We start from the raw sequence: 24,846 nt of genomic DNA on the forward strand, positions 1-24,846 counted from the left end.
GGTAAAGATATGGGATACGAAGATATTTTTGGAACAGGAGTAATTTTGAATTATCTGAAGGAAAGAAAATACCCCGTCTTTATGGGAGAGTTGTTATTTCCGGAGACAAAAATTCAGGATTTTGATTTGGAGTATATTAAGGGAGCAAACCGATTGCCGGTTTCTGCATCCATCCATTCGTTTGATACGGAATCTGAAATTGCATCTCATGATGCATTGGAAAAGGTAAAACAGAGCCTCGCACTAATCAAAAGAAAAATCAAAATGGATGAAAAGTTATTGATTAAATTGCAGTCTCCGCGAAATTCTGCAGAATTGGAAGCTGCAAAAAAACTATACTTTAATGATGTGGACGATATGGTTCTTGCCGTAAAAACAAGAGTGGAAGCGATGATTATGGAGCTTATTTCAAGCGGAGCTATCACTACAGATGAAAACGGTTTGACAGGTTTGAAACTGGACTATGGTTTAAATTCCAATCAAATTAAAACGCTTGGAGGAACATCAGTGTGGACAGATCCGCTATCTGATCCGCTAAAGGATTTGGATGAGTGGGTTGATGGAATGATAAATGCGGGTGTTGCAATGCCGGCACGTGCATTGACGTCAAATGCAGTTATGTCAGCGTTACTTCGCCATGAAAAAGTGAAAAAGGCAGTATTTGGAACAAATTATGACAAGAGGTTGTCAAAAAATGAGTTGAACGAATTTTTAACAGAACAAGGCTTGCCAAAGTTTGCAACTTATGACCAACGTTACAGAAAGCAAAAAGTAGACGGCACCTACGAAACAAAACGCTTCTACCCAGAAGATAAAATCACATTGATGCCGGAATATGAACTTGGCGAGACAGTATATGGGTTAACAGCAGAAGAAGTGGAATTACAAGGCAAGAGTGAGTCAGAAATTGAAAGTATGGGAAATGTCATCGTGCAAACCTATCGCACAACTGATCCGGTAGCAAGATGGACAAAAGCAGTTGCAACGGCACTGCCTACATTTCCTGCTGCAGGAGATATTCTGATTGCGAAAGTAAAATAGGAGGATAGAGCTATGTTAGTAAAATCAATTCTCGGTGCCATCAAATATGATGGCATCGTATATGGCGAAGGACAGGAGTTTGACATAAAAGAGGAACATTTCAAGTCGCTTCAGGACAATGTAGTTGTTGTAAAATCGGAAGAAACGGAAGGCACTACAGATGAAACGACAGGAACAGAAACAGGAACAGAGGCTGAAACGGATGAACGGATTGACTTTACAGGTTGGACTGTAGAGGAACTTCGTAACTTTGCCAAAGAAGCTGATGTGCCTTTGAAATCCGGTCTTACAAAAGCGGAAATTGTGGCAATTTTGGAAAAAGAAGAATTCAAGGTGGACTAAGACTATGACAGAAGAACAATTAAGAGAATATTGGATTCAATACGCAGAAGGATACTGCAATAATACCTTCGACAGAAATAATCTGCCGGGGGTTGTTCTTCTGTTTATTGACATCAAAGTAAAGCAGTATCGTGATAATCCGGCAGTACAGTCCGAATCCCTTTCCGATATGTCGCAAACTTACTTCGAAAACGGTGCATCGGAGATGGAACTTAGTATATTATCTCCAGTTAGAAAGTTGAGGACTCCGACATGCCTGTAACTGTAAAAATCAATACAGAAAAAATTGATAAACTGAAAAATAATTTGGATGAAATAAACGGAAAGCGAATCAATGTCGGAGTCCTATCATCTGCCGATGGCATGATAAAAATGATTGCAGAAGTAAATGAGTACGGTGCGGTTATTAAACCAAAGTCAGGGAAATATCTTGCAATTCCAGTGTCAAAAAAATACAAAGGAAGAAGTCCTCGTGAGTTTTCCGATCTGTTTACAGTACGAGGAAAATCAGGAGATTTATTTCTTGCAAGGGAAAAAGGAAAAAAAGATTTGGAATTCTGCTACTATCTTGCTACATCGGTAACGATACCTGAGCGTGCATTTATACGAGGTGGATTTGAATCAAGCCGCTCTGAACTGTATGACAAGGCGGAACAACTGATAGAGCAGCTTGCTGAAGGCAAGATAGAGGCACAAACTTTTTTGGACTTTATCGGAAATTTTATGCAAGGGAAAATTCGGCAGTATATGACGGATTTAAGAAATCCGGCAAATGCAAATATTACTGTTGCAGTAAAGGGTTCGTCCAACCCTTTGGTAGATACCGGTCATTTAATTTCGGCAATCGATTATGAGGTGATTTGATGGGATTGTATAACTTTAAGAGATTGATAGCAAAGTACAGCCGAGAGGCTGTTTTTATTTACAATCAAACAGGACATTATGACAAACAAAAAGGCGGTGTCTATGTAATTGATTCTACAATCAAAGAAGAACTCAAACTTGCAGCCGTTGTGCCTTTGTCCGGTAAAGATTTAAGATTTGAAGAGAATGGAAGATATACATCGGACGATAGGAAGTTATATTGCTATAAAAAGATTGAGGTTGGAACAAAGGTAGAGCATAAAAAGCTTGTGTATACGGTCGATAAAGAAAAGGATTATGCCGACTTTGATGATGATTCACACATTTATTTTTTGACAAGGAGTGGTCATGATAACAGAAGATATCAGAAATAAAATAATCGAAAAAATGACAGATATGCTTGGTGTTCCCGTGATTCAAAGCAATCAAACAGAAGACAGACCACCTTATCCATTTGTTGCATATACGATTATTTCCTCAAACACTCCTGAAAGAGGAACGGGAAATTTTTCGCAGGAAATAATTCCATCTTCATCTGGTCAATTTAAAAATGACATCAAAGAAACATTGCAAGAACAACCTCAGTTTCTAATATCCTTTACAACATATGCGGAGAATGATTTAGATGCTGCAGAACTTGCAAGAAAAGTATATGATTTGTTGAAATTCCAACTTTATTATTTTCTAAGATCTATCGATGTAACGGTGATTGAAATCAAAAATTTCGGAAATCGGAGTGTGCTTGAGGTGGATGAATATGAGCGACGCTGTGGATTCGATGTTAGGTTTAGAACGAGTTATAAAATCGAGCGAACGGTTGAAACGGTTGAAAAAGTTGTAACAAAAGAATAGGAGGTAAAAAATGGCACAAGCAAAATTAAAGAGCTTTTATGTCAATATCAGAAAATTGACAAAAGCAGTGTCACAAAAAGGGTTTGGTTTAATCCTGATTGTAGATACAAAAAAAGACTCAGAATACAAGTTATATGATTCTGTATCTTCTGTAAGTGAAGATTACTCTGCAACCACAGAAGTGTATAAAATCGCATCACGAATTTTTGGACAAAAACCATGTCCGATGCAAGTTGCGGTTGTCGGAAAACAGACAGAAGATGCAAATGAAATTACTACTAAATTGAATGAAACAGTCGAAAAACATAATGATTTCTTTTTTGTGACATGTACATCCAATACAGACGAAGTGATAAAGGCGCTCTCAGCTTGGATTGACACACAGGAAAAGATGTACTTTGTAACATCGCAAAACATCGATGTTGCGAAAAGTTTATCGTCAGAAAATACAGTTGTTATGTATCATAACGATAAAGATTCGTATGTTGCAGAAGGTCTTGCCGCAGTCATGGCTACAGGCAAGATTGGTGGCGAAACGGCAAAGTTTAAGACAGTAGTTGGAGTGACGGCAGCCGATGTTACAGCAACACAATTAAAACAAATTCATGACAATCATATGTTCACATACTTGGAGTCATATGGCATTTTGCAAACTACCGAGGGGAAAACAACCTCAGGTGAATACATCGATGTTGTAATAGGAGCGTTTTGGATCCAATTCAAAATGGAAGAAGGACTTGCATATCTTTCGGTTAACTCCAAAAAGATTCCGTACACGAATCAAGGGATTGCACGAATGGTTGATGTATGCAGTCAAGTGTTAAAACGTGCGACTTTTGAGCAAGATATTGTCGATATCGACACAAACGGCAACGCAAAATACAAAGTTACGTTTATTCCAAGAGAAGATACAGATGCAAATGACATCGCGAATAGAACCTACAATGGCATTAAGTGGACGGCGAAACTTGCCGGAGCAATTCACAAAGCAACCATAGAAGGAACTTTAGAATATTAGGAGGTGGGAAAATGATTTCATATGATCCACAAAAAACCAATTTAATCATAAACGGTACAGCAATTACAGGCTTTGCAGACGGCACAATGATTGAAGCAGAGTATAACTCTGATTTTATCGAGCCGTATGTAGGCACACAAGGAGATGTTGCGGTTGCCGAAATTGCAGACCGTACCGGAACAATAAAAATTACTTTGATGCAGACATCTCCGTCTGTAGCATATCTCGATGCGCTGGCGAAGCAAAAAGGAGATAGTGCAGCTTTTGCTGTATCAATCGTCGACATGAACACAAACGGAACAAATGTATCGGGTACAAAAGCAAGAGTAAAGAAACCCGCGACATCAAAATGGGATAAAGAAGTGACAGAGCGAGAATTTGAAATATTTATTGCCGATATGGAAATGAATTAGGAGGAAAAAGAAAATGGATGTAATTGCACAAAAATTAGGAATTGAACAAAAAGAACTGGAAATAAACGGAAAAAAGTATTTGGTACAAAAAATGCCGTTTAAGGCATATTATCAAACTCTTGAGCGGTGTAAAGATACGAACGGGAATCTGCTTCCGTCGAAATTTTATGAAGAAATCATGAAAACTTGTATCATTTCACCAAAAACGACATGGGCAGATTTTGAAAGCATCGAAGAAATCGAGGAGGTTATGACAGAACTCGGCAACTTTCTTACTTCCAAGTCCGAATCAGTCGACAGAGCAGCACAAAGCGAGGAATAAGGCGAAAAAAAATTGGATTATGTGGCGTTTGGTAATGGAGAAACGATTTTCGTACACAGAAGTTTGCAATATGACTTTTGATGAACTTTTGGAAGCTAATGCTGCATTAAATATCTATATTGATATGTTAAACAAACAGATTAAAAAGTGAGGTGATGATAGTGGCGGATAAAGATACCGAAATAAAAATTGTTCTGGAATCAGAGACCAAAGATGCTGATGTGGCAAAGCAGAAACTTGAAGATGTCGGAAAAAGTGCTAAAAAAATGGGAAAAGAGATGGACAACAATACAAAAAAAGTCGGTTCATCTTTTGCTCAAGCCGGAAAAAGTGCTGCAAAATTTGCAGGCACACTAAAGATTACCGGAAAAACGGGGACAGATGCAATTAAAAACATCGGAACTTCTGCTACTGCCACCTCAAAAGCCTTTTCACCTGCTGTGCAGAATGCAAATAAATTTCGCTCGGCAATCGATAAAATCAAAGGAGTTGGAAGATCAGCGTTTGATGGAATCAAATCATCTGTAGACAAGTCTGTAACGGCGCTGAAAAAATTATCTCATCAAAGTGAAATAGCTTCAAGGAAATTGAAAGGAATATCCGAAACATCCGGTAGGATTGGTGATAAGCTGACAACAAGAATCACTTTGCCAATTCTGGCTGCCGGGACTGCAAGTTTTAAGATGGCATCGGACTACGAAGAATCTGCCAATAAAGTGGAAGTTGCATTTAAATCGTCCGAAGGGACTGTGAAAAATTGGGCAAAAGGAACCTTGAAGGCGTATGGTATTGCAGAAGGCTCTGCACTGGATTATGCGGCTCTTTATGGAGATATGGCAACGGGAATGGGTTTATCCACAGGAGAAGCTGCAAAAATGAGCACATCGCTCGTTGGACTTGCCGGCGATTTGTCGTCATTTAAAAATATGAGTTTAGATCGCGTTAAAACGGCTTTAAATGGTATTTTTACAGGCGAAACAGAGGCTTTAAAAAGTCTTGGAATTGTAATGACGGAAACGAATTTGCAAGAATATGCCTTGTCTGCCGGAATCACAAAATCTATGAAATCAATGACGCAGGCGGAAAAAGTGCAATTAAGATACGGCTATGTACTTGCGATGACAAAAAATGCTCAAGGAGACTTTTTGAGAACACAAGGTGGAGCTGCTAACCAAACTCGTATTTTTACCGAATCGATGAAGCAGCTTGGACAAAGTTTCGGGAAATTATTACTACCTGAAATAACACCAATGATAGTCAAGTTGAATGCTCTTGTTCAAAAATTCTCCGAATTACCTGATTCTCAAAAAAAATTCATCATTCGCGCTCTTGCTATGGCGGCAGCAATTGGACCGCTTGCCAAAGGCTTTTCACTTTTAACGGGCGGTGCATCGAGTGCATTAAAGGCAGTGTCTTTTTTTTCCAAATTCAATTTATTTTCTGCGTTTGGAGCAATCACAAAAGGTTTCGCTGCTATAAAAGGCATTGGAGTTGCAGGATTGTTTGGAAAAGCGGGAGGGGCTATTGCAGCCTTCGGAGGAGCTCTTTTACCAATTATCGCTACGATTGCAGCCTTGGTTGCAGCAGGTTATGCACTTTATAAAAATTGGGCAGTCGTAAAAGCAGGAGGAATTGCTTTTGCAAACGAATTACGTGCTAAGTTTGCTGAATTTATGCCATATGCAATCAGTCTATTTAAAGACCTTTGTTCGTTTTTAAAACTAATTTCACCGGGTTTTATGGTCGCATTTGGTACAACCGGAAGAATTTTGAAAGCGTTTGTTATGACGGCGGTTGCTGTTATAGGTAATATCATCAAAGTTTTGTCGGGAGTCACAACTTTTATTAAAGGAGTCTTTACAGGAGATTGGCAAATGGCTTGGAGCGGCTTAAAAAATATTGTTTCCGGAGAGATTGGGATTATTAAATCACTCGTAGGAGGTTTTATTGATATGCTCTTGGCTGTTCCAAGAGCGATTGATTCTGTTGGTAAAAAGATAGGGATTTTTTCTTCAGGTAAGGTCGGTGAGGTTAAATTCGGCAAACCAATCCCGATGAGAGCCGGGAGACCTAAGGCTATTCCTAAATTTGCAGGTGGAACAAATTCCGCACCTGGAGGTTTGGCGTTAGTTGGGGAAAAAGGACCGGAGTTGGTTCATCTACCGGCAGGTTCTGCAGTTAAGACTGCAGGGGAAACAAGCAGAATAATGAGCAACATTCCTGACGCGGGAAAAGTGATTTCGATGTACAGCAGACAAGTTATCAGTCAGCCGGTTGGAACATCAAAATCAAACAATAGCTATGTATTTGCACCGCAAATCCATGTTACCACGAAAAGTGACAATCCGGAAGAAGTGGCAAATGTAACAAATGAAAAGTTGCGAGCATGGTGGGAAAGTATGCTCGATGATGAAGAAAATGTCGGATAGGAGGTAGAAAGATGTTATATAGCAAAATTGGAGAGGTAGAATTCTCCGCAACTACAGAGGAGGATGTAACTTATGAAAGTGAAGTTACAGACCATCCGGTTGAAGATTTAGGTTATATTTCGGACCATGTAAAGCCTCTGCCGATAAAATTCAGTATTGCGGGAGTTGTAGTTGGAGAAGATGCTTTTCCAAAGTTAAAACTCCTTCGAGAATACTGTAAAGGGAAGAAAGTATATAAGTATTGTGGCAGAAACATTTTCTCTAATGTTGTAATCGAAAGCCTTTCAACTTCTCACTCCGGAAGTGTTAGAAATGGTTTTTCTTTCAAAATTTCGTGCAAAATTATTAAACAAGCGGTGTCTAAGCAAATTATAAATCAAGCTGCAGATCCTTTAAAAAAGCAAAAAAACGGAGCGAAAAAAACAGCAACACAAACGAAAAAAGTAAAAAACAAAGGCAAACAGATAAAGACAAAGAGAAAAGTAGATCAGCAGAAAAAACTCGCTGCAGCAAAGAAGTACACGAAAATATTGTCTAAAAATCCAAACAACAAAAGGATGTTTGATAAAGTAGATAGTTATTTGCAAAAAAATAGCGATTTGTCCGGCAAAAGAAAATACGAAAAAATAAAGGGGAGAAATTCGAATGGATCAGTATGGAACAAAAGATTCAATATCTGAAATTAATATCGTATCAATATCAAAAGAGTTGATACCCTATCGATTTTCTTTTGATGTTGATTATGATGGAAAAAAAGATATTGAATTTCTAATAAGGTATAACGCAGAGTACGATTTTTTTACAATGGATTTATATATTGACTCTAAGCCACTTGCATTTGGAGAAAAGTTGATGCTCGGACAAGTGTTATTCCAAGATGTAGACATCCCAAATTTCCCCATTATTATACCATGGGATTTTTCAAACTCATCTACACGAGTAGGATGGGATGATTTGGGAGAAAATGTGATATTGGTGGTGATTGACGATGATTTTTTGGAATAGACGAGCACAATTAATGATTGGAGGGAAAATATATTCTTCCGATGATTTGGACTTTGAATTTTCTGTTCCATTTTCCACAAAATCGGAACCGGATATGACAGAAATTTCCATTTACAATTTATCTCCGACTTCTATTGCAAATATTAAAAAAGGAACCAAGGTGTTCTTAAATGCGGGATATCAGGAAGAAATCGGTTTGCTTGCAAGTGGAGTTGTATCGAAGTTTGGAACTACAATGGAAGGAGTCGATAAAAAAACAACGATAAAAATCGCATCCGGAATCATTGCTTGGGAGCATCAAAAGTTGCAAAAAACATATGCTCCTGGCACAACAACTCAAGATATTTTAAAAGACTTGTTACCTCAATTTGGTGTTGGAATAGGAGATTTACAGCCTACTAAAAACATCACTTATCAAAAGGGACGTACAGTTTCCGGGAGACTAAAGGACATTGTAGTATCCCTTGCAAAAGAATCGGATAGTAAGTTTTATATCAATCAGGATAAAGTGTTTTTTCGAACTAAAAATAAGGGCAATCCGACAGGATTTGTGCTATCCGGCGCAACCGGTATGATAGGAAGTCCTGAAAAAAGTGAAATTGAAAAAAAGGAAGGCTGGAAGGTAAAAAGTTTATTAAACTATCAAATTACAACAGACACTTTGATTCAAATTGAGAGCAAAACGGTTAAAGGGGTGTTTCGGGTTGTAAAGGGAAGACATACATCGGATTGGGTTACGGAAATGGAGGTTGTGGCAAAATAATGGGACGATTGACAGAAATCATAAATAATGCGGTTGAAAACAGTTTGAGTTGTGTAAACACATTGATGTTATGCACAGTAGTATCCACAAATCCACTTGCGATTCAACCTTTCCATGTGCAAAGGCATGTGGATGGGACGATGGAACAACGTCCGTTGATTCAAAATCCAATCAATTTGGACAACAAAATCTATAACAAGGGAGATTTAGTTGTCGTAGGATTTTTGCAAGAAGTAACTGAAGGTGGAGCGACAAGAAAATTTGACATTTCCGATGCAGTTATTTTGGGACAAGCAGGTAAAGCAGGACAATACTCCGGAAATTGTCAATTTGCAAAATATGCAAAAGGTGCGGAGCAATCAAAAACCGCTGCGGGAACAGGCGAACCTCCACAAATGAAAAATATTCCGGATTTAAATGGATCTGATGGAACAAATGAAAGTTGGTGATGTTGTGAAAAGTTTTTTAATCAGAGATGATGATTTAGTTATTCGGGATGGAGAAATGCAAATGGTAGATGGAACAGAAGAAACTTGTCAATGTGTTGAGAGGGCACTTACAACACGACAAGGTGAGTTTTTTTTGGATACAGAGCATGGACTGAATCACGAAGAATTTAAAAAGAAGAATTTTTCAGAAAGCACCATCAAAATGGAAGTAATTGAAACCGTCTTGCAGGAAGAAACAGTGGAAAAAGTAAGCGGCATTGAAATGAATTATGACAGAATCAATCGCTCTGCAAGAATTAAACTTGCGGGTGTTTTGAAAACCGGTACGGAGATTGAAACGGAGGTGAACATATCATCATGAAGGCGGGTTTAGACGAAAAAGGGTTTCGCAGAAAACAATATTCAGAAATTGAAGAAGATATGTTTATTAGAGCAAGGAATTTATTCGGCGAAGACATCAATCTAAGTGTCCGTTCGCCGGTTGGCATTTTCCTTCGAGTTATCGCATGGAGCATCGGACTTCTTTGGCAACTTGCTGAGCAGGTATACAATCAAGGGTATCTTCGAAAAGCGGAAGGAGTTTCCCTTGATTATCTCGTAGAGTTAGCAAATATCAAGCGACATCAAGCAGCAAAGAGTCAAGGAGAGATAAAGGTATATGGTCAGACAAACAAACTAATAAAAGCAGGTTTTTTAGTTTCTACAGCTGGTGGAATAAAGTACAGAACATTACAAGATGCAACAATTGACTCTACCGGATTTACAATAGTTCCAATCGAGGCAGTTGAGTATGGGGAATCCGGAAATGTTGAAACAGGGCTTATCAATAGAATTCTTAATCCGGAAACCGGGATTACAAAAGTTGAAAATCCGGCAGAAACGCACTCCGGGCGAGACATTGAATCTGACTATGAGTTAAGAAATCGATATGAACTGTCCTTTGCAAACGGCGGGAGTGCTACTGTCGACGCTATTCGTGCAAAGGTGCTATCAATCCCATCTGTAAAAAGCGCAATTGTTCTCGAGAACAAAACAATGAACGAAGTAAACTCTATTCCGCCAAAGTCAATCATGGTTGTTGTGCAGGGAGGTACGGATAAAGCAGTTGCACAAGCTATCTTAGACACAAAGGCTGCAGGAATCGATACTGCAGGGGATATTGTGCAGACCGTTCCTGATGCAGCAGGACTACCAAAAGAAATTCGCTTCCAACGTGCAAAAAAGGTTCTGATTTATGTGAAAATTACAGCAAAAAAAGCTCCTACAAGTAATTTAACGGAAGATGCCATCCGACAAGAGGTAGTATCTTATTTTAATGGGTTAAAAATGGGACAAGATGTAGTTTACTCACAACTATTGACATCTCTTTTTTCTAATGTTCAAGAATTGCACGATTTAGATATATCCATAAGTAAAACACAGTCGGATTATCATAAAACAAACGTTGAGATTGAGATATCGGAAATGACTGTACCTGAAATTACGGAGTTGGTGATTTCATGAAAATAGAAAATATGTTAAAAAGATTGACATCCAATTACAATCAATCCTCTTCAGGAAATGTTTACAAACTATTTTCAATCGTTTCCGAAGAACTTGGGCAGATAAAATCTACATTCGACACTATTTCAGATTGGAAAAATTTAGATGCTGCGAAAGGAACAACTTTGGACGAAATTGGGGTGCTGGTTCAGGAGTTAAGAAATGGACAAAATGACGAACAATATCGCTTAAAACTCCGTTTTAAGATGGCGCGAAATAAATCTACGGCAGATATTAACAGCATTATATCAAGTCTATCTCTTATTTTAGGACTACCAAAAGAAGATATCACAATCCATGATAACGAAGAACCTGCAAGTTATAGACTGGTTTTTCCGCTGGAAAAACTGCAGAAAAGTAAAATTAAAACAAATGAAGTTATAGAGCTTGCAGAAAGCATTAGCGCTGCAGGTGTAAGAGTAGTTCTGGAAGTACAGTTTCCGAAAAATAAATTATATGCAGCAACTGCGTTTTTGTCCGGCGAAACAGTGTCTGTCTATCCCCTTGAGTTTGATAACATTGATGTTAATTTTACTGTTCGGAATGGATTGGCACAAGCAATCGGAAGTGAAATAGTAGAAATTGGAGTAAAGGAGTGAAACTATGGCAAAAAAGTATTATAGCACTTTAACAAAAATCGGGTTAAATGCTATCGCAAGAGCCACAACGATGAACGAAAAAGTCAAGTTCAGCAAGTTTTGTCTTGGAGATGCAGAGATACATCCTGATGTTAATACAACAGCACTTGGACACGAAGTGTGGCAAGGTTCTCTTAGTTCAATAGCTGTAGATGAAAATAATCCGAATTGGATTGTTTTGACATGTATTATATCGGCAACAGTCGGCGGATTTACAATCCGAGAAGTCGGCATAAAAGATGAGGATGGTAATTTGCTTGCTGTTGCATCCTATCCTGAAACATATAAGCCTGTGTTGGCAGAAGGAGCCGGAAAAGATTTAATTGTTCGAGTGATTTTAGAAGTATCCAACACAGAGTGTGTTGAATTAAAAATCGACCCTACAGTATCTTTAGCAACAAGATCTGATTTGGAAGAGATCGAAAAAAAGAAAGCAAATAAAGAAGAAGTAAAAAAGTTAGAAAAGAAAGTAGAAGATGCTGAAAAAAAAGTGGAGACAGTTGAACGAAAAGTCGCAGAGGGAATTGAAAGTTCAGATGTTTCTTCCAAGCCAATAGAATTTGTAGAAGTATCAACAAGAATCTTGCCACAATCTGGGGATAGTATAAAGACGATTGTCGCCAAGGTTACAAAGTATCTAAAAGAATTGAAGACAGTTGCGTTTACTGGTAGGTATAGCGACTTAACAGGCGTTCCTACAAGTTTCACTCCGGTCACCCATTATCATGACGATAGGTATTTGGGCAAGACTTCGAAAGCGTCTGACAGTTATAAATTGGATGGTTATAATAGCAGTTACTTTGCAAAAAGTAGCGAGGTGGGACAATTACAAAGTCTTAGCACGTCATCTAAAGTTAATTTAGTTAGTGCCATAAACGAGCTTTTTCGATTGTCCGTTGATGGCAAACAGAGCCACATCAACGGCATAAATAGATTGCTTGGCTCAAGTAGTGGTTTGACTACAAATAGCAGTTGGAATGATATCAAGTATTGGTGGGAAAGCAAAGTATTTTTTGCAACACTTGCCAAAAAAGAAATTTTGATTGATAAAATTTTGAATAATGTTGATGCGCATAACATTACGCAAGAACTTCCCACTGCAAAGCTTTATAAAAAATTTGCGAACAACATCAATAATGAGTTTGAAATTTACAGAGGACCAGCTCGAGTTGTTATTCTTTGTTCTCATAGAGTCAGGGATTATGACGGTGCGCATATAAGTAGTATTTATACAAAAAAAACAAATGAAAATCTTGATATAAGTGCGTATAGTCGAGTTTATAGGAACGTATATAACGGAAATAGGTTCAAGATATATGACAGAATTACTCTGCTTCATGAGAATTTAAAATACTTTACTTTAGCTTATGATAGAGATATTAAGGCTTTTAACAACAATGTGGTAGTTTTTATCAGGAACAACGAATTTTCGATGAATTTATATGGAGACCGATTACAGTTATCAAATGACGGTGTTTTTGCTGTCTATACACTAGATGAAATATAAGGAGGCAAACTATGAAAATATTAGTAACTACGATGCAATCCGGAGCAGATGTGAAAGAAATCGTTTCTACACATATGTTGCCAGATGAAAGCGAAAACATCAAACACGAACTCATAGAGTTAGTGCCATTATCTGAAAAAGCAGGCTACACACAAGAACTTGTGTATGACAAAGAATCTAAAAGTTACAAATTCAATTATGTAGAAATCCCAAAATCAGAAGAAGAACTGACTTTAGAAGCACTGAAAGAACAGGTGCGAAAAGGTCTGGATTTGTCGAGTATGACGGACGAAGAGTTGCAGAAGAAAATATATCTGTTTGACAATTACAGACAAGACGAAGAATATGTAGTCGGTAGTTTAGTTAAACATTTAGGTAAATTGTATCGCTGTAAGAAAAAGCACAAATCAAACTATGAATCTTTACCACAATTAGGGGATGAATTTTGGGAGGAAATCAACCCAAAAGGGAAAAAAGTTGAACATCCTAAGGATGTGCCTTTTTACTCCAATGACATAACCTACAATCAGGGCGCTTTGGTTATGTATTATGGTAAGGTTTATGAATCTTTAGTAAGACAATCAGGGCAGAACCCTGAATCATCCCCAAAAACATGGAAGTTAAAATAGCAGGAGAGTGATTTAGGGATTAGAGAGGTGATGATATGGCAGAAAAACTAACAGAAGAAGAACAAGAATTATTAGAAAAACATAGAGCAAAACAACAGAAAAAAGAAGAGGATTTTTCTAAAAAATGGATTAGAAGATTATTGTTGTTTACAGTTCTTTTTGTTGTCGTGATTTTGGTTTTATTTTGGAAAACAGGAAATGAACCGAGTGTATTAATCGGCTCTGTATTTGCAATGATTACAGGCGAATTATGGAGTATGGCAACGATTAAGAAAAAGAAAATAGAAAGGAAAAATGAAGAATGAAAAAAGAATATTTTGAGTTAATTACAATGGTATTAAAAGTATTATTATTAGTTATGTCTATCTGGGTAGTACCACATGCGAAAAAGTACATCCAATCCTCTACCACAAAAGAACAGCGAGAAAATGCACTTTTTTGGATTAAGCAGGTTACAAAAATTGCAGAAGAAGTATACAAGTCTAAAGGTGCGGGAGAGCTTAAAAAGCTGTATGTGATTGAGTGGCTGGAAAAGAACGGAGTTAGGTTATCAGAGGAGCAGTTATCAATATTGATAGATATGGTTGTTGCAGAGTACAACAAAAATGGTTGGAATTTATTAGAGTAGGTGATAAAAATGGATGTTACGAAAGCATGTAGGAATTTAGATGAGCTATTACCCGAAGTCAAAAAGGGAGCAATCCTCTTCTTAGATGAGTGTAAAAGGAATGGTTTGAATGTACTTGTAACCGAAACTTATCGAAGTCAAGAAAGACAGGATTATTTGTACGAGCAAGGGCGCACAAGACCAGGTAAAAAGGTTACCTGGACAAAAAAGAGCAAACATAGCTCGCGAAGAGCGTTTGACATCTGTAAAAATGTCAAAGGACACGAGTTTGATGATAGTACTTTTTTTAAAAAGTGTGCAGATATCGCTATAAAATTAGGCTTCACGGCAGGTTACTACTGGGACAAGCAAGATATGCCGCATATACAGCTTGACACAGGAAAAAGTATAAAAGAACCATCAAAAAAAACTGGAGGAATTTATATGAAAGAGAAAGTAAAAGTTACTTTTGCAGGGAAGACAGTAGAAGTAGAATGTATCAATGACAGCGGTCATAGATATATGCAGTTACAGGACTTTTGGAAATTTGGACATAAGATTTCCGGGACGGACCAAGAAGTGGTAATTGAAAAATTATAAAAGTAATTCAAGGCTATATAGTAAAGCAGCTTAACAATAAAGCTACTTTACTATACAGCAATGACCATAACAATAACAAAAACAAAAAAAGAAAAACAAGAAAATCACAGATATGAAAATAGGAAGGTGTGATTTTTTGTTGAAAGTAATTGAATTATTTGGAGGAATCGGTGCATTTACAAATGCTTTACACAGACTAAATATTAATCATGAAATTGTAGATTATGTCGAATCGGATAAAAATGCAGTTGCTGCATATAATGTGTTGTACAATCAATCTTTTAAACCTTGTAGAGTAGAGCATTATAATTTACCAAAAGGTAAAAAGATTGATATTTTAATGCATGGAAGTCCCTGTCAAGACTTTAGTCGTGCCGGTAACCGCGCTGGTGGGAAAAGGGGAAGTGGTACAAGGAGCAGTTTGTTATTCGAAACGATTAGGATTTTAGAGGAAAGTAATATCAAACCAACATGGGTTATTTGGGAGAATGTCAAAGCGGTGTTAGACAAGAATTTTAAAAATACATTTGATATATATCTATCAGAAATGGAAAGCCTTGGATATTATAGTAAATATAAGGTGCTAAATGCCTATGATTTCGGTATCCCTCAAAAAAGAGAGCGAATATTTGTCATCAGTTGCCTTTATAAAAAAGATTTTTCCTTTGAGAATCTCTGTAAATTTAAACCTCCAAGTATAAGGAAGTTTTTAGAAACTTGTGTTCATGAAAAATATATTGTATCACAAAAATCTATTTTATCTAAAATAAACGGAACGAGTACATCTTCTTTTAAAGGACGGGCAAGAATTATAGATGATTTTTGCTACACGATACTTACAAATCAGGTGACGATTCCTAATGCGGGTTTTGTAAGAGTATCAGATGGTAAATATAGATATTTGACGGAAAAAGAATGCTGTAGATTAATGGGTTTTTCTAATAGAGATTACGCTCTGTTATATAAAATTTTCAAACCAAGAAAAGAGCATTTAAAATCATCTATTCTATACAAGTTATTTGGAAACAGTATTGTTGTAAATATTTTAATGGAAATTGTAAAAGAAATTGAAAGAGTAGAGAAACTATAAAAAAGAAAAAAATAAAAAAATAAAAAACTATTCAAACACTATTAAAACATGATTAAAAATATTGAAAGGAGAATTAAAATGGATAGTTTTTTAAGTTGGATAGGCGGGAAAAAATTATTGAGAAAAACAATTACTCAAGAATTTCCGTCAAATTACAAAAAGTATGTAGAGGTATTTGGTGGTGCGGGATGGGTCTTATTTTATCAAGAAAGAAAAGCTCAGGAAGTGTATAATGATTTTAATAGCGACCTTGTAAATTTGTTTAAATGTGTTAAATATCATGCGGAAGAGCTACAAAGAGAGCTTAATTTTATGTTAAATTCGAGGGCTCTATTCGAAGAGTATATGAGTCAGTTGCAAAGTAAAGGACTGACAGACATTCAAAGAGCCGCAAGATATTTTATTTTGATAAAAACGAGTTATGGATCGAAAGGAACACATTATGGAGCTGTTAGAAAAAATGTCGAGAATCTAAAGGAATATCTCTCTTCTGTGCAAAAAAGACTAAGTTATGTAGTTATTGAAAACAAAAGCTATGAAGGAATATTAGATAAATATGATTCTAAAGACACTTTGTTTTATTTAGATCCACCTTACTATGGAGCGGAAAAGTATTATAGTTCTGATTTTGATATAAAACACCATCAACATTTAAATAAACTTCTCTGCAATATCGAAGGCAGGTTTATTTTATCATACAATGATGATAGTTATATTCGAGAGCTATATAAGGGTTTTTCAATCATCGAAATAGAAAGAAATAATAATTTAACGAGTCGATATGATGAGAACCGAAGATATAAAGAGATTATTATAAAAAACTATTAGCATTATTTTTTTACAATAAAAATTACATATTTAGTAATAAAATTACAAACAAATCCATATTTTGAATAAAGTGTTAATATAATACCTATATAGTAATAAATATACTGAAATAGGAGAAAAATAACAATGATTAAAATTCATTTATCAAAGATACTGGGAGAAAAGAGAATCACACAGAAAGAACTTGCAGACAAAACTGGGATTCGTCCTGCTACAATTCATGAAATCTATCATGAGTTAATTGACAGAATCAATTTGGATCATCTGAACGATATTTGTAAAGTCTTAAATGTAAAAGTAGAGGACATCTTAGAGTATGTTCCAGATAAAAAAAGAATTTAAATAGTAAATTTTAACACTTTTTAAAAACTGTTTTAAAAACGTTTAAAAAAGTCGAAAACATATAGAATAAAAGCAAAAAAAACACAAATTTTATCCTAAAAAGGGGTAGGATTTGTGTTTTTCACTTTGTGTGTCAATTTTTTTCATTTTGCGTGTCAAGCTACATCTGGAACAAAATGCCGGAGAAATCAAAGCGATGATAGGGGAAGATGGGGTGTTGGAACACCATTCCAATGTAGATTTGTTCCATGGAGCGGATAAGTACAGGAAAGGAAGTTTAGATGAGAAAGAGGATATAGAATATGTTCAGAGGTCTTTTATCGTTGATTCATGGGATAGTCCGGTTGTTTTAACGTCAATGGTTCAATTTTTTAATACACTGTTCAAGGGAAAGTCTGCAAACTTAAGGAGGTTTTCATCCCTTATCAACAGTGTCATCGTCATTGATGAAGTTCAGTCACTACCGATTGAAGTAATGTATTTTTTTAATTTAACAATGAATTTTTTGAGAAATGTAATGAATTGTACCGTGGTACTTTGTACGGCAACACAACCGATTTATGATGACAAGAGTATCAGACATAAACTCCAATACGGCAGCTTAAGCGAAGAAAACAAAAACGCCGATTTGATTCTATTATCACAAGAAGATAGAAAATGCTTTGACAGGTATTCGGTGAAGAAGTTTAAGGATAGAGCTGTTGACAGTTTGGAGAACAGTCATACTTCCGTTGAAGAAGTTTCACAATTTGTGTTTGAAAACAGAGACAAATCAATCTTGATTGTAGTAAATACAAAAGCTGCCGCCGGTAGCATTGTTCGGAGTATAGATGCTTTGAACATACCTGAGAGCGATGTATACTACCTTACTACAAACCTATGTCCGGCACATCGGAAGAACATCATATCAGAAATAAAAGAACGGCTCTCACTGGGTGACAAAATAATCTGTGTCAGTACACAGTTGATAGAGGCAGGGGTAGATGTTGATTTTGAACTTGTTATGAGATCCTATGCTGGTTTAGATTCGATTGTTCAGGTTGCAGGTCGGTGTAACAGAGAGGGAACATTACCAAATGGAGGAGAAGTCATCTTGTTCAATCCGGATGAAGGTATTGAACATACCAAAAGAATTCTTGGAATTGCCGATAAAAAGAAAATTACGGAACAGATTCTTGCACAAAGACATGGAGAAATACAGTTGGACAGTTTGGTTAAAGATTTTTACACAAGTTATTATTCCAATGAGGCGGATAGTAGCAACAGAATGGAATATCGTCTGAAAAATGATGAATCTTCCCTATTCGATTTGTTCATCAAGGGTGGAGGAATTGTAAAGAGTGATATCAAAAATGAAACGGGGTCTTTGAGGGGACGACTAAGAGAGGTAGCCGATAAATTTCAGCTCATTTCAGATGATACGGAGGGTGTTTTTGTTTTTTATGAAGATGGGATTGAGGATTTGAATGATTTGTTAAGGATTGCGGAACAGAGGGTGATTTCTTCACAAGATTGGTTGAAAATAAAACAGCTCATCAGAAAATTGCAACCCTACTCTATCAACATTTATCAGAGCAACAAGTTGAATGAATTTGTGGACAGCTATCTTAACGGATCCATCAAGGTATTACAAAATGATCACTACAATGAAAGATTCGGAGCAAGTGAAGAAATTGATTTCCTTATCATATAAAAATTGGGCTTACGCCCAATCTTTACTAAATAAGTATTTATAATATTTCAATCCACACAATCCTATTGTGATAGAAAGTATTATAACAAAAATAATGATAAAATCAAAGAAAAATTAAATAACAAGAAAAAATTAGATAATGAAATTATTTTTATACTTGACATTTAATAATATGTATTTATAATGAAGATAAGAAAGGAGGTCATCATGTCAAAAAAGTTGGAAATGGAAAAGTCAAAACATTTTTATATGCGTATCACAGGAGACTATGCCTTATGGGCGGATCCTGCAACAAAAGGCGGTGGTGAGAGAATCAGTTATCAAGTGCCGACAGCACAGGCAATTCAAGGAATCTGTGATGCAGTTTATTTTAAACCGACAATTCGTAATGTTGTCGATGCAATCAAGGTCGTAAATCCGGTAAGATTTCACAGTATGGGATACAGAGCATTGTATGGGGATTTATCTGCGGGTTTGAACTATGTCACGGTTCTGGAAAATGTAGAATATTTGGTGCAATATCACTTCGAATGGAACGTGTATAGACAGGATCTTTCCCGGGACAGAATTATGAAAAAACATGAGACCATTACAGAACGAAGTTTAAGAAAAGGAGGAAGGAGAGATGTATTTTTAGGTGCAAGAGAGTTTCTCGGTTATGTCGAGCAGATTACGGAACAAGAGTATCTGACGGAAAAAACCTTTTATTACGGAAGCGACTTTGATTTGGGCAATATCTTCCACTCTTTCATCTACTCAAATGATGAAACAGAACCTTTGAAATCACTTTTTACACATACAATCATGAGAGATGGAATCATTCAAATCAAACCTCAGGAAGAATGTGAAATTACAAATATCCTTTCCTCTTATACCATCAAAGCACATAAAGAGGTAGTAAGTGTGGACGAGGAATTGAAAGAGTATGGGGAAGGCGGTGAGTCCATATGAGCGTTTTGACCAATTTACTGAGATGTTATGAATACTCTGAAAAAGAAGGTTTGGTAGGAGAGTACAATGGCAATGACGCTGTTCTATTACCGCTGTATCATCAAAGCATCACAGCGAAAAAAAAGAATGTTTTGAAAGTAACGTTGGATGAAGAAGGACAATTATTAAATGCAGAGTTTGCTGTTGACGGTGAAGTGTATTTGTTTCCAATCACCGAAGATTCCGTTGCACGTTCAAGCGGTGTTGCTCCTCATCCTCTTGAAGATAAAATGCAGTATTGTATTTCAAAAATTGCGGATAAGAAAAAATTTGAGGCTTATCGGAAAGAATTTGACAATTTTTATGATTATGCTGAGCATCCGAAAGTAAAATTATTTTTGAATGCTGTTAAACTCTTTTTGTCGAATGAGAATAACTATGCTCTGATATTATCCAAATTGCCACTCAAAGATATTGAGGAATCGGAAAAAGGAAAGATAGAATATACCGGGGAGAAGAATAAAAAAACAGAGTATGATTTCAAAGATACTTTTTTATGTTTTGAAGTAAGGTGTCATAACGGCAGCTATTTGAAAGTAAATACTTTTTCTGAAATGCAAGAAGAATTTGTTAGCTATATTGATGATAGGTATGAACGAGAAGGAAACCTTAGTATTTGTAACATCAGCGGGACGAAAGAGACCATTACAGAGAAACACAGAGGGTTGATGGGGACTGCTAAGGTAATTTCGGTCAGCAATAATAAAGAAACCTATTTTGGAAGATTTCATAATGGCAGTGATATTATCAGAGTTGGTAGAAAGAGTTCAGAAAAGATTCATTTGATGCTGAAATTCTTGTTGGAGAATCGAAATAGTCATATCCATTTGGCAGATTCATTATTTTTGGTGAACTGGTTTTCAGGAGATATCAAAAATACCATGGCGTTTGATTTGACCGGCAGTGAAATGGATGATGATATCGAAGAGGAAGGAAAAAATCCTGTTTCAGAATCCAACAAAGAGATTAGCAGAGCATTTATAAGAGGGACAGAAAAGCTGAATCCGAAAGATCAGTATTATATAATGCTTGTAGATAAGTCAAGTAACGGTAGGATGTCTATCAGATACTATAAAGAAATGCCGAACTCCCAGTTGATTGAAAATCTTCAATCATGGCAGAAAAAATATATTTGGGAACAGTGGAAGCAAGCAAAAGAAACTTATGTTGAATATGTACCGAGTTTACATTATATTCTTTTGGCATCGTATGGAATTGAACGAAATAAAATATTGGTAATAGATGACGGAAAATTTGAGAAAGATCAATTTCAAAATTTGGTGACCGCTTTAGTGGAAGGCAAAAGCGTTCCGTCCAATATCAAAAATGCCTTGGCTCAAAATATCAGAAACAGGCAAAAATACAGTGAAAACTGGAGATTTATGTTATTGGTAAGTTTGGCAATCCTTAGCGAAGGAAGAAAGGAGTATCAAGAAATGAGAGAAGAGAGTTATCAAACGAGATCGTATCTGTATGGACGACTTCTTGCTATTTATGAGGGATTGGAGGAGGCGGTTTTGCGCGATCAACAACGCAGTTCACTCGCTTCATCAGACGATTCAAGCAAAAAATCGAAGATTAGAGCGACGAATGCATTAAGGTATTGGAATTCTTTTGTAAACAAGCCGGATACCACGATGAAAACATTGGAATTGGCTACAAAATACTGTGCAAGTTATATATTGTCTTCGAACAAACCGGATTATTTAGTTGGAGTTCTCATCAAGACAGAAAAAGCCAAAAGTGAGATTTTTGAACTTCTTGATACACAAGAAAACAGAAAATATAGAACTAATACACAGTTAGATAACGATTTTATTTTTGGATACTATGCTCAGAAAAAAGATTTGTATACAAAGAAGGAGAATGATGATGAATAAGGTAGATTTTATAATGACTTTTACGGTACAAAATGCAAATGTCAACGGAGATCCTTTGTCAGGAAACAGACCGAGAATGGATTCAAACGGATTGGGAGAAGTATCGGATGTATGTTTGAAAAGAAAGATCAGAAATAGACTTCAAGATAACGGGAATGCGATATTTGTTCAATCAAGAGAAAGAACAGAAGACGGATACACTTCTCTTGAAAAAAGATATGCAGCTCATTTTAAAAAAACGATGTCTGATGAAGAGGTTGAAAAAGGATTTCATGAAAAATGGATTGATGTGAGAGCCTTTGGGCAGGTGATTACTTATGATAAGCGTTCCATCGGTATCAGAGGGCCGATATCTATCGGAATCGCAAAGTCTTTGGAGCCTATCACTATTGAGGATATGCAAATTACAAAAAGTGTGAATGGAATGGAACAAAAAAATCCGAATGATAGATCATCCGATACCATGGGGATGAAACATTTTGTTGAATTCGGGACTTATGTTGTACATGGAGCTGTCAATTCCTATTTTGCTGAAAAAACAGGATTCAATGAAAAGGATTTGGAGGAGTTCAAAGCAGCGTTAAAAACAATTTTTGTGAATGATGCATCTTCAGCAAGACCCGACGGTTCTATAGAAGTAAAACAAATTTTTTGGTTTGAACATTCCTGCAAGGTTGGGGATGTGTCCAGCGCAAAGATAAAATCTCTATTAAAATGGGACAAAGAAGACAAAGAACATCGTTGCTATGAAGACTATCATATTCATATTGATGAAAAGGCATTGAAAGAATATGAAGAGCTGGGATTGAAACTGACAGTGATAGAAGGGCTGTAAAAATGTATAATGAAGATGATTATCTCATGTTAAGTGGGATTCAGCATTACTATTTTTGTAAACGACAATGGGCGCTGATTCATATTGAGCAACAGTGGGCTGAGAATCAAAGCACAATGGAAGGGAACTATCTTCATGAAAAAGCGGATATGCCGTTTTTAAAAGAAAAACAAAGAGGTTTTCTGATGAGTCGTGCGGTTCCGGTGTCATCTACAACATTGGGGTTTAGTGGAGTGATAGATGTGATAGAATTTCAAAAATCTGATCATGGGATAAAGCTAAATCGCCACAAGGGGACATGGTTTCCGGAGATTATTGAATATAAACGAGGAAAAGAGAAACCGGATGAAAGAGACATCGTCCAGCTTTGTGCCCAAGTTATTTGTTTGGAAGAAAAATGGGACATAAAGATAGATAAGTCATACCTCTATTACTTCCAAACGAATAAACGAATTGAAGTTTCAATTATAGATGAACTTAGGAACAAAGTCATAGAAATTTCAAAGGATATGCATCGTTTGTATCATCAACAAAAGACTCCCCCGGCAGAATTTTTTAAAAATTGTCAATTATGTTCATTATATGATATTTGTATGCCAAGGATTACAAAAAGGAAGGCATCGGTTGATCATTATTTATATGAGGATGAAACATGAAAAAATTACTGAATACATTGTATGTAACAAAAGAACAAGCCTATTTATCAAAAGATGGTCAAAATGTTGTGATTAGCGAAGATGGAGTACAGATTGGAAGGTACCCGATTCATATTTTGAACGACATTATCTGCTTCAGCTATCTTGGAGTCAGTCCGGCTTTGATGAGGCTCTGTTCAGAAAATAATATAGGAATTTCCTTTTTAACACCACAAGGTCAGTTTTGTGGCAGAGTCATCGGAACAGAAAACGGGAATGTCTTGCTACGAAGACAGCAGTATCGAATGGCAGATTCTGAAGAATCAGTAGGCTTTGTTCGAAATATTATTTATGCAAAAGGTTTGAACTCAAAACGAATTTTGAGAAGATGTCTTTTAGATCACAAAGATAAGGTAAATTCTAAAAAATTTGAAGAAAATATAGCAAAAATAGATGGCTGTCTTGCAAAAATAAAAGAATCTGACGAGAAAGATACCATCAGAGGCTATGAGGGAATCATTGCAAAAACATATTTTGATTGTTTTGATGAGCTTATTTTACAATAAAAGTCAGACTTTTCTTTTAATGAGAGAAGTAAAAGACCTCCTGAAGACAATGTAAATTCCATGTTATCTTTGTTATATACTCTGTTGGCACATGATGTCGGTTCTGCCCTTTCAGCAGTTGGTATCGACAGCTACGTAGGATTTATGCATACGGACAGACCCGGACGCATGTCAATGGCACTTGATATGATGGAAGAATTAAGAGGCTTTATGGTCGATCGCACAGTTTTGACGATGATTAACTTAAAGATTGTGAAAGAAAATGATTTTGAGAAAAAAGAGAGCGGTGCAGTGTTAATCAAAGACTCCGGCAGGAAAAAAATAATCGAATATTGGCAGAAGAGAAAGCAAACAGAAATCGTTCATCCGTACCTCAAAGAAAAAGTGAAGATTGGGTTATTGCCACATGTACAATCCATGTTGTTAAACAGATATATCAGAGGTGATCTCGAGTCATATCCGCCATTTATCATAAAGGAGTAGCAAATGTTAGTGATTATTGCTTATGATGTTGAAACTTCTACACAAGAAGGAAGAACAAGGTTGAGAAAAGTTGCAAAACTTTGTGTGAATTATGGGCAAAGAGTCCAGAATTCAGTGTTTGAGTGTAGTGTTGATCCGGCACAATTGGTCAAAATCAAACATCAACTTGAGAAAATGATTGATCCCGATTCAGATAATATAAGAATATATCATATGGGAAAAAATTGGGAAAGAAAGTTAGAAACCTTAGGGAAAAGTGAATCCTATAATCCTGATAGCGGGGTTCTGTTTGTTTAGAATGCATCAGTGTAATGAATAAGATTATTTAGAGAACCTGTGTTACACATTTTTTGATATAGGATTCAAGTAAAAAGTAATAGAAAAAGAGTTTTTTTTCACTATTGATTGAATCAAAATTGTTGTTAAAAATATATAGCTGTAATAAAAGATACAATATATTGCGGTCGCGTCCCACAGGGGCGC

Annotated in this window: 32 protein-coding genes and 1 pseudogene; all 33 read left to right on the top strand. The window is 36.3% G+C overall.

What is annotated here, in order from left to right; all coding sequences use genetic code 11:
• Window positions 1–9 precede the first annotated feature (9 nt).
• The 33 genes and pseudogenes from ACO5GE_RS01770 to cas2 all read left to right on the top strand — a co-directional run bounded on the left by ACO5GE_RS01770 (window position 10) and on the right by cas2 (window position 24,660).
• Window positions 10–1,041, top strand: a complete 1,032-nt coding sequence (locus ACO5GE_RS01770; RefSeq protein WP_484829209.1) for a major capsid protein — start codon at window positions 10–12, stop codon at window positions 1,039–1,041.
• 12 nt (window positions 1,042–1,053) lie between these two features.
• Window positions 1,054–1,383, top strand: a complete 330-nt coding sequence (locus tag ACO5GE_RS01775; protein ID WP_484829210.1) for a hypothetical protein — start codon at window positions 1,054–1,056, stop codon at window positions 1,381–1,383.
• Between the two features lie 4 nt (window positions 1,384–1,387).
• Window positions 1,388–1,645, top strand: coding sequence for a head-tail connector protein (locus tag ACO5GE_RS01780; RefSeq protein ID WP_484829211.1), 258 nt, complete (start codon window positions 1,388–1,390; stop codon window positions 1,643–1,645).
• Window positions 1,636–2,247: a hypothetical protein gene (locus tag ACO5GE_RS01785; protein WP_484829212.1), complete on the top strand. Its 612-nt coding sequence runs from the start codon at window positions 1,636–1,638 to the stop codon at window positions 2,245–2,247. The genes ACO5GE_RS01780 and ACO5GE_RS01785 overlap by 10 nt, the downstream gene beginning before the upstream one ends.
• A complete protein-coding gene (locus ACO5GE_RS01790; RefSeq protein ID WP_484829213.1) occupies window positions 2,247–2,621 on the top strand; it encodes a hypothetical protein in 375 nt (124 codons plus the stop codon). The genes ACO5GE_RS01785 and ACO5GE_RS01790 overlap by 1 nt, the downstream gene beginning before the upstream one ends.
• A complete protein-coding gene (locus ACO5GE_RS01795; RefSeq protein ID WP_484829214.1) occupies window positions 2,596–3,099 on the top strand; it encodes a phage neck terminator protein in 504 nt (167 codons plus the stop codon). The genes ACO5GE_RS01790 and ACO5GE_RS01795 overlap by 26 nt, the downstream gene beginning before the upstream one ends.
• Window positions 3,100–3,109: 10 nt before the next feature.
• Window positions 3,110–4,117: a DUF3383 family protein gene (locus ACO5GE_RS01800; protein ID WP_484829215.1), complete on the top strand. Its 1,008-nt coding sequence runs from the start codon at window positions 3,110–3,112 to the stop codon at window positions 4,115–4,117.
• 11 nt (window positions 4,118–4,128) lie between these two features.
• Window positions 4,129–4,530, top strand: coding sequence for a phage structural protein (locus tag ACO5GE_RS01805; RefSeq protein WP_484829216.1), 402 nt, complete (start codon window positions 4,129–4,131; stop codon window positions 4,528–4,530).
• Window positions 4,531–4,543: 13 nt separating this feature from the next.
• Window positions 4,544–4,852: a hypothetical protein gene (locus tag ACO5GE_RS01810; RefSeq protein ID WP_484829217.1), complete on the top strand. Its 309-nt coding sequence runs from the start codon at window positions 4,544–4,546 to the stop codon at window positions 4,850–4,852.
• 19 nt (window positions 4,853–4,871) lie between these two features.
• Window positions 4,872–5,003: a hypothetical protein gene (locus ACO5GE_RS01815; RefSeq protein ID WP_484829218.1), complete on the top strand. Its 132-nt coding sequence runs from the start codon at window positions 4,872–4,874 to the stop codon at window positions 5,001–5,003.
• 10 nt (window positions 5,004–5,013) lie between these two features.
• Window positions 5,014–7,281: a phage tail tape measure protein gene (locus ACO5GE_RS01820; protein WP_484829219.1), complete on the top strand. Its 2,268-nt coding sequence runs from the start codon at window positions 5,014–5,016 to the stop codon at window positions 7,279–7,281.
• 11 nt (window positions 7,282–7,292) lie between these two features.
• The gene (locus ACO5GE_RS01825; protein ID WP_484829220.1) at window positions 7,293–7,961 is read left to right on the top strand and encodes a phage baseplate protein; all 669 of its coding nucleotides are present in this window, start codon (window positions 7,293–7,295) and stop codon (window positions 7,959–7,961) included.
• On the top strand, window positions 7,927–8,286 hold the full coding sequence (locus ACO5GE_RS01830) for a phage baseplate plug family protein (protein WP_484829221.1): 360 nt from the start codon (window positions 7,927–7,929) through the stop codon (window positions 8,284–8,286). The genes ACO5GE_RS01825 and ACO5GE_RS01830 overlap by 35 nt, the downstream gene beginning before the upstream one ends.
• Window positions 8,270–9,049, top strand: coding sequence for a phage protein (locus ACO5GE_RS01835; RefSeq protein ID WP_484829222.1), 780 nt, complete (start codon window positions 8,270–8,272; stop codon window positions 9,047–9,049). Before ACO5GE_RS01830 ends, ACO5GE_RS01835 begins: the two co-directional genes overlap by 17 nt.
• On the top strand, window positions 9,049–9,498 hold the full coding sequence (locus ACO5GE_RS01840) for a hypothetical protein (protein WP_484829223.1): 450 nt from the start codon (window positions 9,049–9,051) through the stop codon (window positions 9,496–9,498). The genes ACO5GE_RS01835 and ACO5GE_RS01840 overlap by 1 nt, the downstream gene beginning before the upstream one ends.
• Window positions 9,476–9,859 (top strand): contractile injection system sheath initiator, encoded by a 384-nt coding sequence (locus ACO5GE_RS01845; protein WP_484829224.1) that lies wholly within the window; start codon window positions 9,476–9,478, stop codon window positions 9,857–9,859. Before ACO5GE_RS01840 ends, ACO5GE_RS01845 begins: the two co-directional genes overlap by 23 nt.
• Entirely contained in the window at window positions 9,856–11,001 is a 1,146-nt protein-coding gene (locus ACO5GE_RS01850; RefSeq protein WP_484829225.1) for a baseplate J/gp47 family protein, read from the top strand. Before ACO5GE_RS01845 ends, ACO5GE_RS01850 begins: the two co-directional genes overlap by 4 nt.
• Window positions 10,998–11,639, top strand: coding sequence for a hypothetical protein (locus ACO5GE_RS01855; protein ID WP_484829226.1), 642 nt, complete (start codon window positions 10,998–11,000; stop codon window positions 11,637–11,639). Before ACO5GE_RS01850 ends, ACO5GE_RS01855 begins: the two co-directional genes overlap by 4 nt.
• 4 nt (window positions 11,640–11,643) lie before the next feature.
• The gene (locus ACO5GE_RS01860; RefSeq protein WP_484829227.1) at window positions 11,644–13,185 is read left to right on the top strand and encodes a phage tail protein; all 1,542 of its coding nucleotides are present in this window, start codon (window positions 11,644–11,646) and stop codon (window positions 13,183–13,185) included.
• A gap of 11 nt (window positions 13,186–13,196) precedes the next feature.
• Window positions 13,197–13,814 (top strand): hypothetical protein, encoded by a 618-nt coding sequence (locus ACO5GE_RS01865; RefSeq protein WP_484829228.1) that lies wholly within the window; start codon window positions 13,197–13,199, stop codon window positions 13,812–13,814.
• Between the two features lie 35 nt (window positions 13,815–13,849).
• The gene (locus ACO5GE_RS01870; RefSeq protein ID WP_484829229.1) at window positions 13,850–14,119 is read left to right on the top strand and encodes a hypothetical protein; all 270 of its coding nucleotides are present in this window, start codon (window positions 13,850–13,852) and stop codon (window positions 14,117–14,119) included.
• Window positions 14,116–14,442 (top strand): phage holin, LLH family, encoded by a 327-nt coding sequence (locus tag ACO5GE_RS01875; protein ID WP_484829230.1) that lies wholly within the window; start codon window positions 14,116–14,118, stop codon window positions 14,440–14,442. Before ACO5GE_RS01870 ends, ACO5GE_RS01875 begins: the two co-directional genes overlap by 4 nt.
• Window positions 14,443–14,451: 9 nt before the next feature.
• Complete coding sequence (locus ACO5GE_RS01880) at window positions 14,452–15,021, top strand: M15 family metallopeptidase (RefSeq protein ID WP_484829231.1); 570 nt, start codon at window positions 14,452–14,454, stop codon at window positions 15,019–15,021.
• Window positions 15,022–15,160: 139 nt separating this feature from the next.
• The gene (locus ACO5GE_RS01885; protein WP_484829232.1) at window positions 15,161–16,111 is read left to right on the top strand and encodes a DNA cytosine methyltransferase; all 951 of its coding nucleotides are present in this window, start codon (window positions 15,161–15,163) and stop codon (window positions 16,109–16,111) included.
• 78 nt (window positions 16,112–16,189) lie between these two features.
• Complete coding sequence (locus tag ACO5GE_RS01890) at window positions 16,190–16,939, top strand: DNA adenine methylase (protein WP_484829233.1); 750 nt, start codon at window positions 16,190–16,192, stop codon at window positions 16,937–16,939.
• Between the two features lie 126 nt (window positions 16,940–17,065).
• Complete coding sequence (locus ACO5GE_RS01895; RefSeq protein ID WP_484829234.1) at window positions 17,066–17,281, top strand: helix-turn-helix domain-containing protein; 216 nt, start codon at window positions 17,066–17,068, stop codon at window positions 17,279–17,281.
• A 112-nt stretch (window positions 17,282–17,393) separates the two neighbouring features.
• Window positions 17,394–18,974 carry a CRISPR-associated helicase/endonuclease Cas3 gene (locus tag ACO5GE_RS01900; RefSeq protein ID WP_484829235.1) on the top strand — a complete coding sequence of 527 codons (1,581 nt, stop codon included), beginning with the start codon at window positions 17,394–17,396 and terminating at the stop codon, window positions 18,972–18,974.
• A 207-nt stretch (window positions 18,975–19,181) separates the two neighbouring features.
• The gene (gene cas5c, locus ACO5GE_RS01905; RefSeq protein ID WP_484829236.1) at window positions 19,182–19,925 is read left to right on the top strand and encodes a type I-C CRISPR-associated protein Cas5c; all 744 of its coding nucleotides are present in this window, start codon (window positions 19,182–19,184) and stop codon (window positions 19,923–19,925) included.
• The gene (gene cas8c, locus ACO5GE_RS01910; RefSeq protein ID WP_484829237.1) at window positions 19,922–21,844 is read left to right on the top strand and encodes a type I-C CRISPR-associated protein Cas8c/Csd1; all 1,923 of its coding nucleotides are present in this window, start codon (window positions 19,922–19,924) and stop codon (window positions 21,842–21,844) included. The genes cas5c and cas8c overlap by 4 nt, the downstream gene beginning before the upstream one ends.
• Complete coding sequence (gene cas7c / locus ACO5GE_RS01915) at window positions 21,837–22,679, top strand: type I-C CRISPR-associated protein Cas7/Csd2 (protein ID WP_484829238.1); 843 nt, start codon at window positions 21,837–21,839, stop codon at window positions 22,677–22,679. Before cas8c ends, cas7c begins: the two co-directional genes overlap by 8 nt.
• A gap of 2 nt (window positions 22,680–22,681) precedes the next feature.
• On the top strand, window positions 22,682–23,335 hold the full coding sequence (gene cas4 / locus ACO5GE_RS01920) for a CRISPR-associated protein Cas4 (RefSeq protein ID WP_484829239.1): 654 nt from the start codon (window positions 22,682–22,684) through the stop codon (window positions 23,333–23,335).
• Window positions 23,332–24,363: pseudogene (gene cas1c / locus ACO5GE_RS01925) on the top strand (type I-C CRISPR-associated endonuclease Cas1c). The gene cas4 and the pseudogene cas1c overlap by 4 nt, the downstream one beginning before the upstream one ends.
• A gap of 3 nt (window positions 24,364–24,366) precedes the next feature.
• Window positions 24,367–24,660, top strand: a complete 294-nt coding sequence (cas2, locus tag ACO5GE_RS01930) for a CRISPR-associated endonuclease Cas2 (protein ID WP_484829240.1) — start codon at window positions 24,367–24,369, stop codon at window positions 24,658–24,660.
• Window positions 24,661–24,846 lie beyond the last annotated feature (186 nt).

The organism is Filifactor sp. (assembly GCF_057248345.1).

Coding starts and splice junctions, on each gene's coding strand:
- ACO5GE_RS01770 (WP_484829209.1), top strand. CDS start 10: ATGGGATACGAAGATATTTTTGGAACAGGAGTAATTTTGAATTATCTG.
- ACO5GE_RS01775 (WP_484829210.1), top strand. CDS start 1,054: ATGTTAGTAAAATCAATTCTCGGTGCCATCAAATATGATGGCATCGTA.
- ACO5GE_RS01780 (WP_484829211.1), top strand. CDS start 1,388: ATGACAGAAGAACAATTAAGAGAATATTGGATTCAATACGCAGAAGGA.
- ACO5GE_RS01785 (WP_484829212.1), top strand. CDS start 1,636: ATGCCTGTAACTGTAAAAATCAATACAGAAAAAATTGATAAACTGAAA.
- ACO5GE_RS01790 (WP_484829213.1), top strand. CDS start 2,247: ATGGGATTGTATAACTTTAAGAGATTGATAGCAAAGTACAGCCGAGAG.
- ACO5GE_RS01795 (WP_484829214.1), top strand. CDS start 2,596: ATGATAACAGAAGATATCAGAAATAAAATAATCGAAAAAATGACAGAT.
- ACO5GE_RS01800 (WP_484829215.1), top strand. CDS start 3,110: ATGGCACAAGCAAAATTAAAGAGCTTTTATGTCAATATCAGAAAATTG.
- ACO5GE_RS01805 (WP_484829216.1), top strand. CDS start 4,129: ATGATTTCATATGATCCACAAAAAACCAATTTAATCATAAACGGTACA.
- ACO5GE_RS01810 (WP_484829217.1), top strand. CDS start 4,544: ATGGATGTAATTGCACAAAAATTAGGAATTGAACAAAAAGAACTGGAA.
- ACO5GE_RS01815 (WP_484829218.1), top strand. CDS start 4,872: ATGTGGCGTTTGGTAATGGAGAAACGATTTTCGTACACAGAAGTTTGC.
- ACO5GE_RS01825 (WP_484829220.1), top strand. CDS start 7,293: ATGTTATATAGCAAAATTGGAGAGGTAGAATTCTCCGCAACTACAGAG.
- ACO5GE_RS01830 (WP_484829221.1), top strand. CDS start 7,927: ATGGATCAGTATGGAACAAAAGATTCAATATCTGAAATTAATATCGTA.
- ACO5GE_RS01835 (WP_484829222.1), top strand. CDS start 8,270: ATGATTTTTTGGAATAGACGAGCACAATTAATGATTGGAGGGAAAATA.
- ACO5GE_RS01840 (WP_484829223.1), top strand. CDS start 9,049: ATGGGACGATTGACAGAAATCATAAATAATGCGGTTGAAAACAGTTTG.
- ACO5GE_RS01845 (WP_484829224.1), top strand. CDS start 9,476: ATGGAACAAATGAAAGTTGGTGATGTTGTGAAAAGTTTTTTAATCAGA.
- ACO5GE_RS01850 (WP_484829225.1), top strand. CDS start 9,856: ATGAAGGCGGGTTTAGACGAAAAAGGGTTTCGCAGAAAACAATATTCA.
- ACO5GE_RS01855 (WP_484829226.1), top strand. CDS start 10,998: ATGAAAATAGAAAATATGTTAAAAAGATTGACATCCAATTACAATCAA.
- ACO5GE_RS01860 (WP_484829227.1), top strand. CDS start 11,644: ATGGCAAAAAAGTATTATAGCACTTTAACAAAAATCGGGTTAAATGCT.
- ACO5GE_RS01865 (WP_484829228.1), top strand. CDS start 13,197: ATGAAAATATTAGTAACTACGATGCAATCCGGAGCAGATGTGAAAGAA.
- ACO5GE_RS01870 (WP_484829229.1), top strand. CDS start 13,850: ATGGCAGAAAAACTAACAGAAGAAGAACAAGAATTATTAGAAAAACAT.
- ACO5GE_RS01875 (WP_484829230.1), top strand. CDS start 14,116: ATGAAAAAAGAATATTTTGAGTTAATTACAATGGTATTAAAAGTATTA.
- ACO5GE_RS01880 (WP_484829231.1), top strand. CDS start 14,452: ATGGATGTTACGAAAGCATGTAGGAATTTAGATGAGCTATTACCCGAA.
- ACO5GE_RS01890 (WP_484829233.1), top strand. CDS start 16,190: ATGGATAGTTTTTTAAGTTGGATAGGCGGGAAAAAATTATTGAGAAAA.
- ACO5GE_RS01895 (WP_484829234.1), top strand. CDS start 17,066: ATGATTAAAATTCATTTATCAAAGATACTGGGAGAAAAGAGAATCACA.
- cas5c (WP_484829236.1), top strand. CDS start 19,182: ATGTCAAAAAAGTTGGAAATGGAAAAGTCAAAACATTTTTATATGCGT.
- cas8c (WP_484829237.1), top strand. CDS start 19,922: ATGAGCGTTTTGACCAATTTACTGAGATGTTATGAATACTCTGAAAAA.
- cas7c (WP_484829238.1), top strand. CDS start 21,837: ATGAATAAGGTAGATTTTATAATGACTTTTACGGTACAAAATGCAAAT.
- cas4 (WP_484829239.1), top strand. CDS start 22,682: ATGTATAATGAAGATGATTATCTCATGTTAAGTGGGATTCAGCATTAC.
- cas2 (WP_484829240.1), top strand. CDS start 24,367: ATGTTAGTGATTATTGCTTATGATGTTGAAACTTCTACACAAGAAGGA.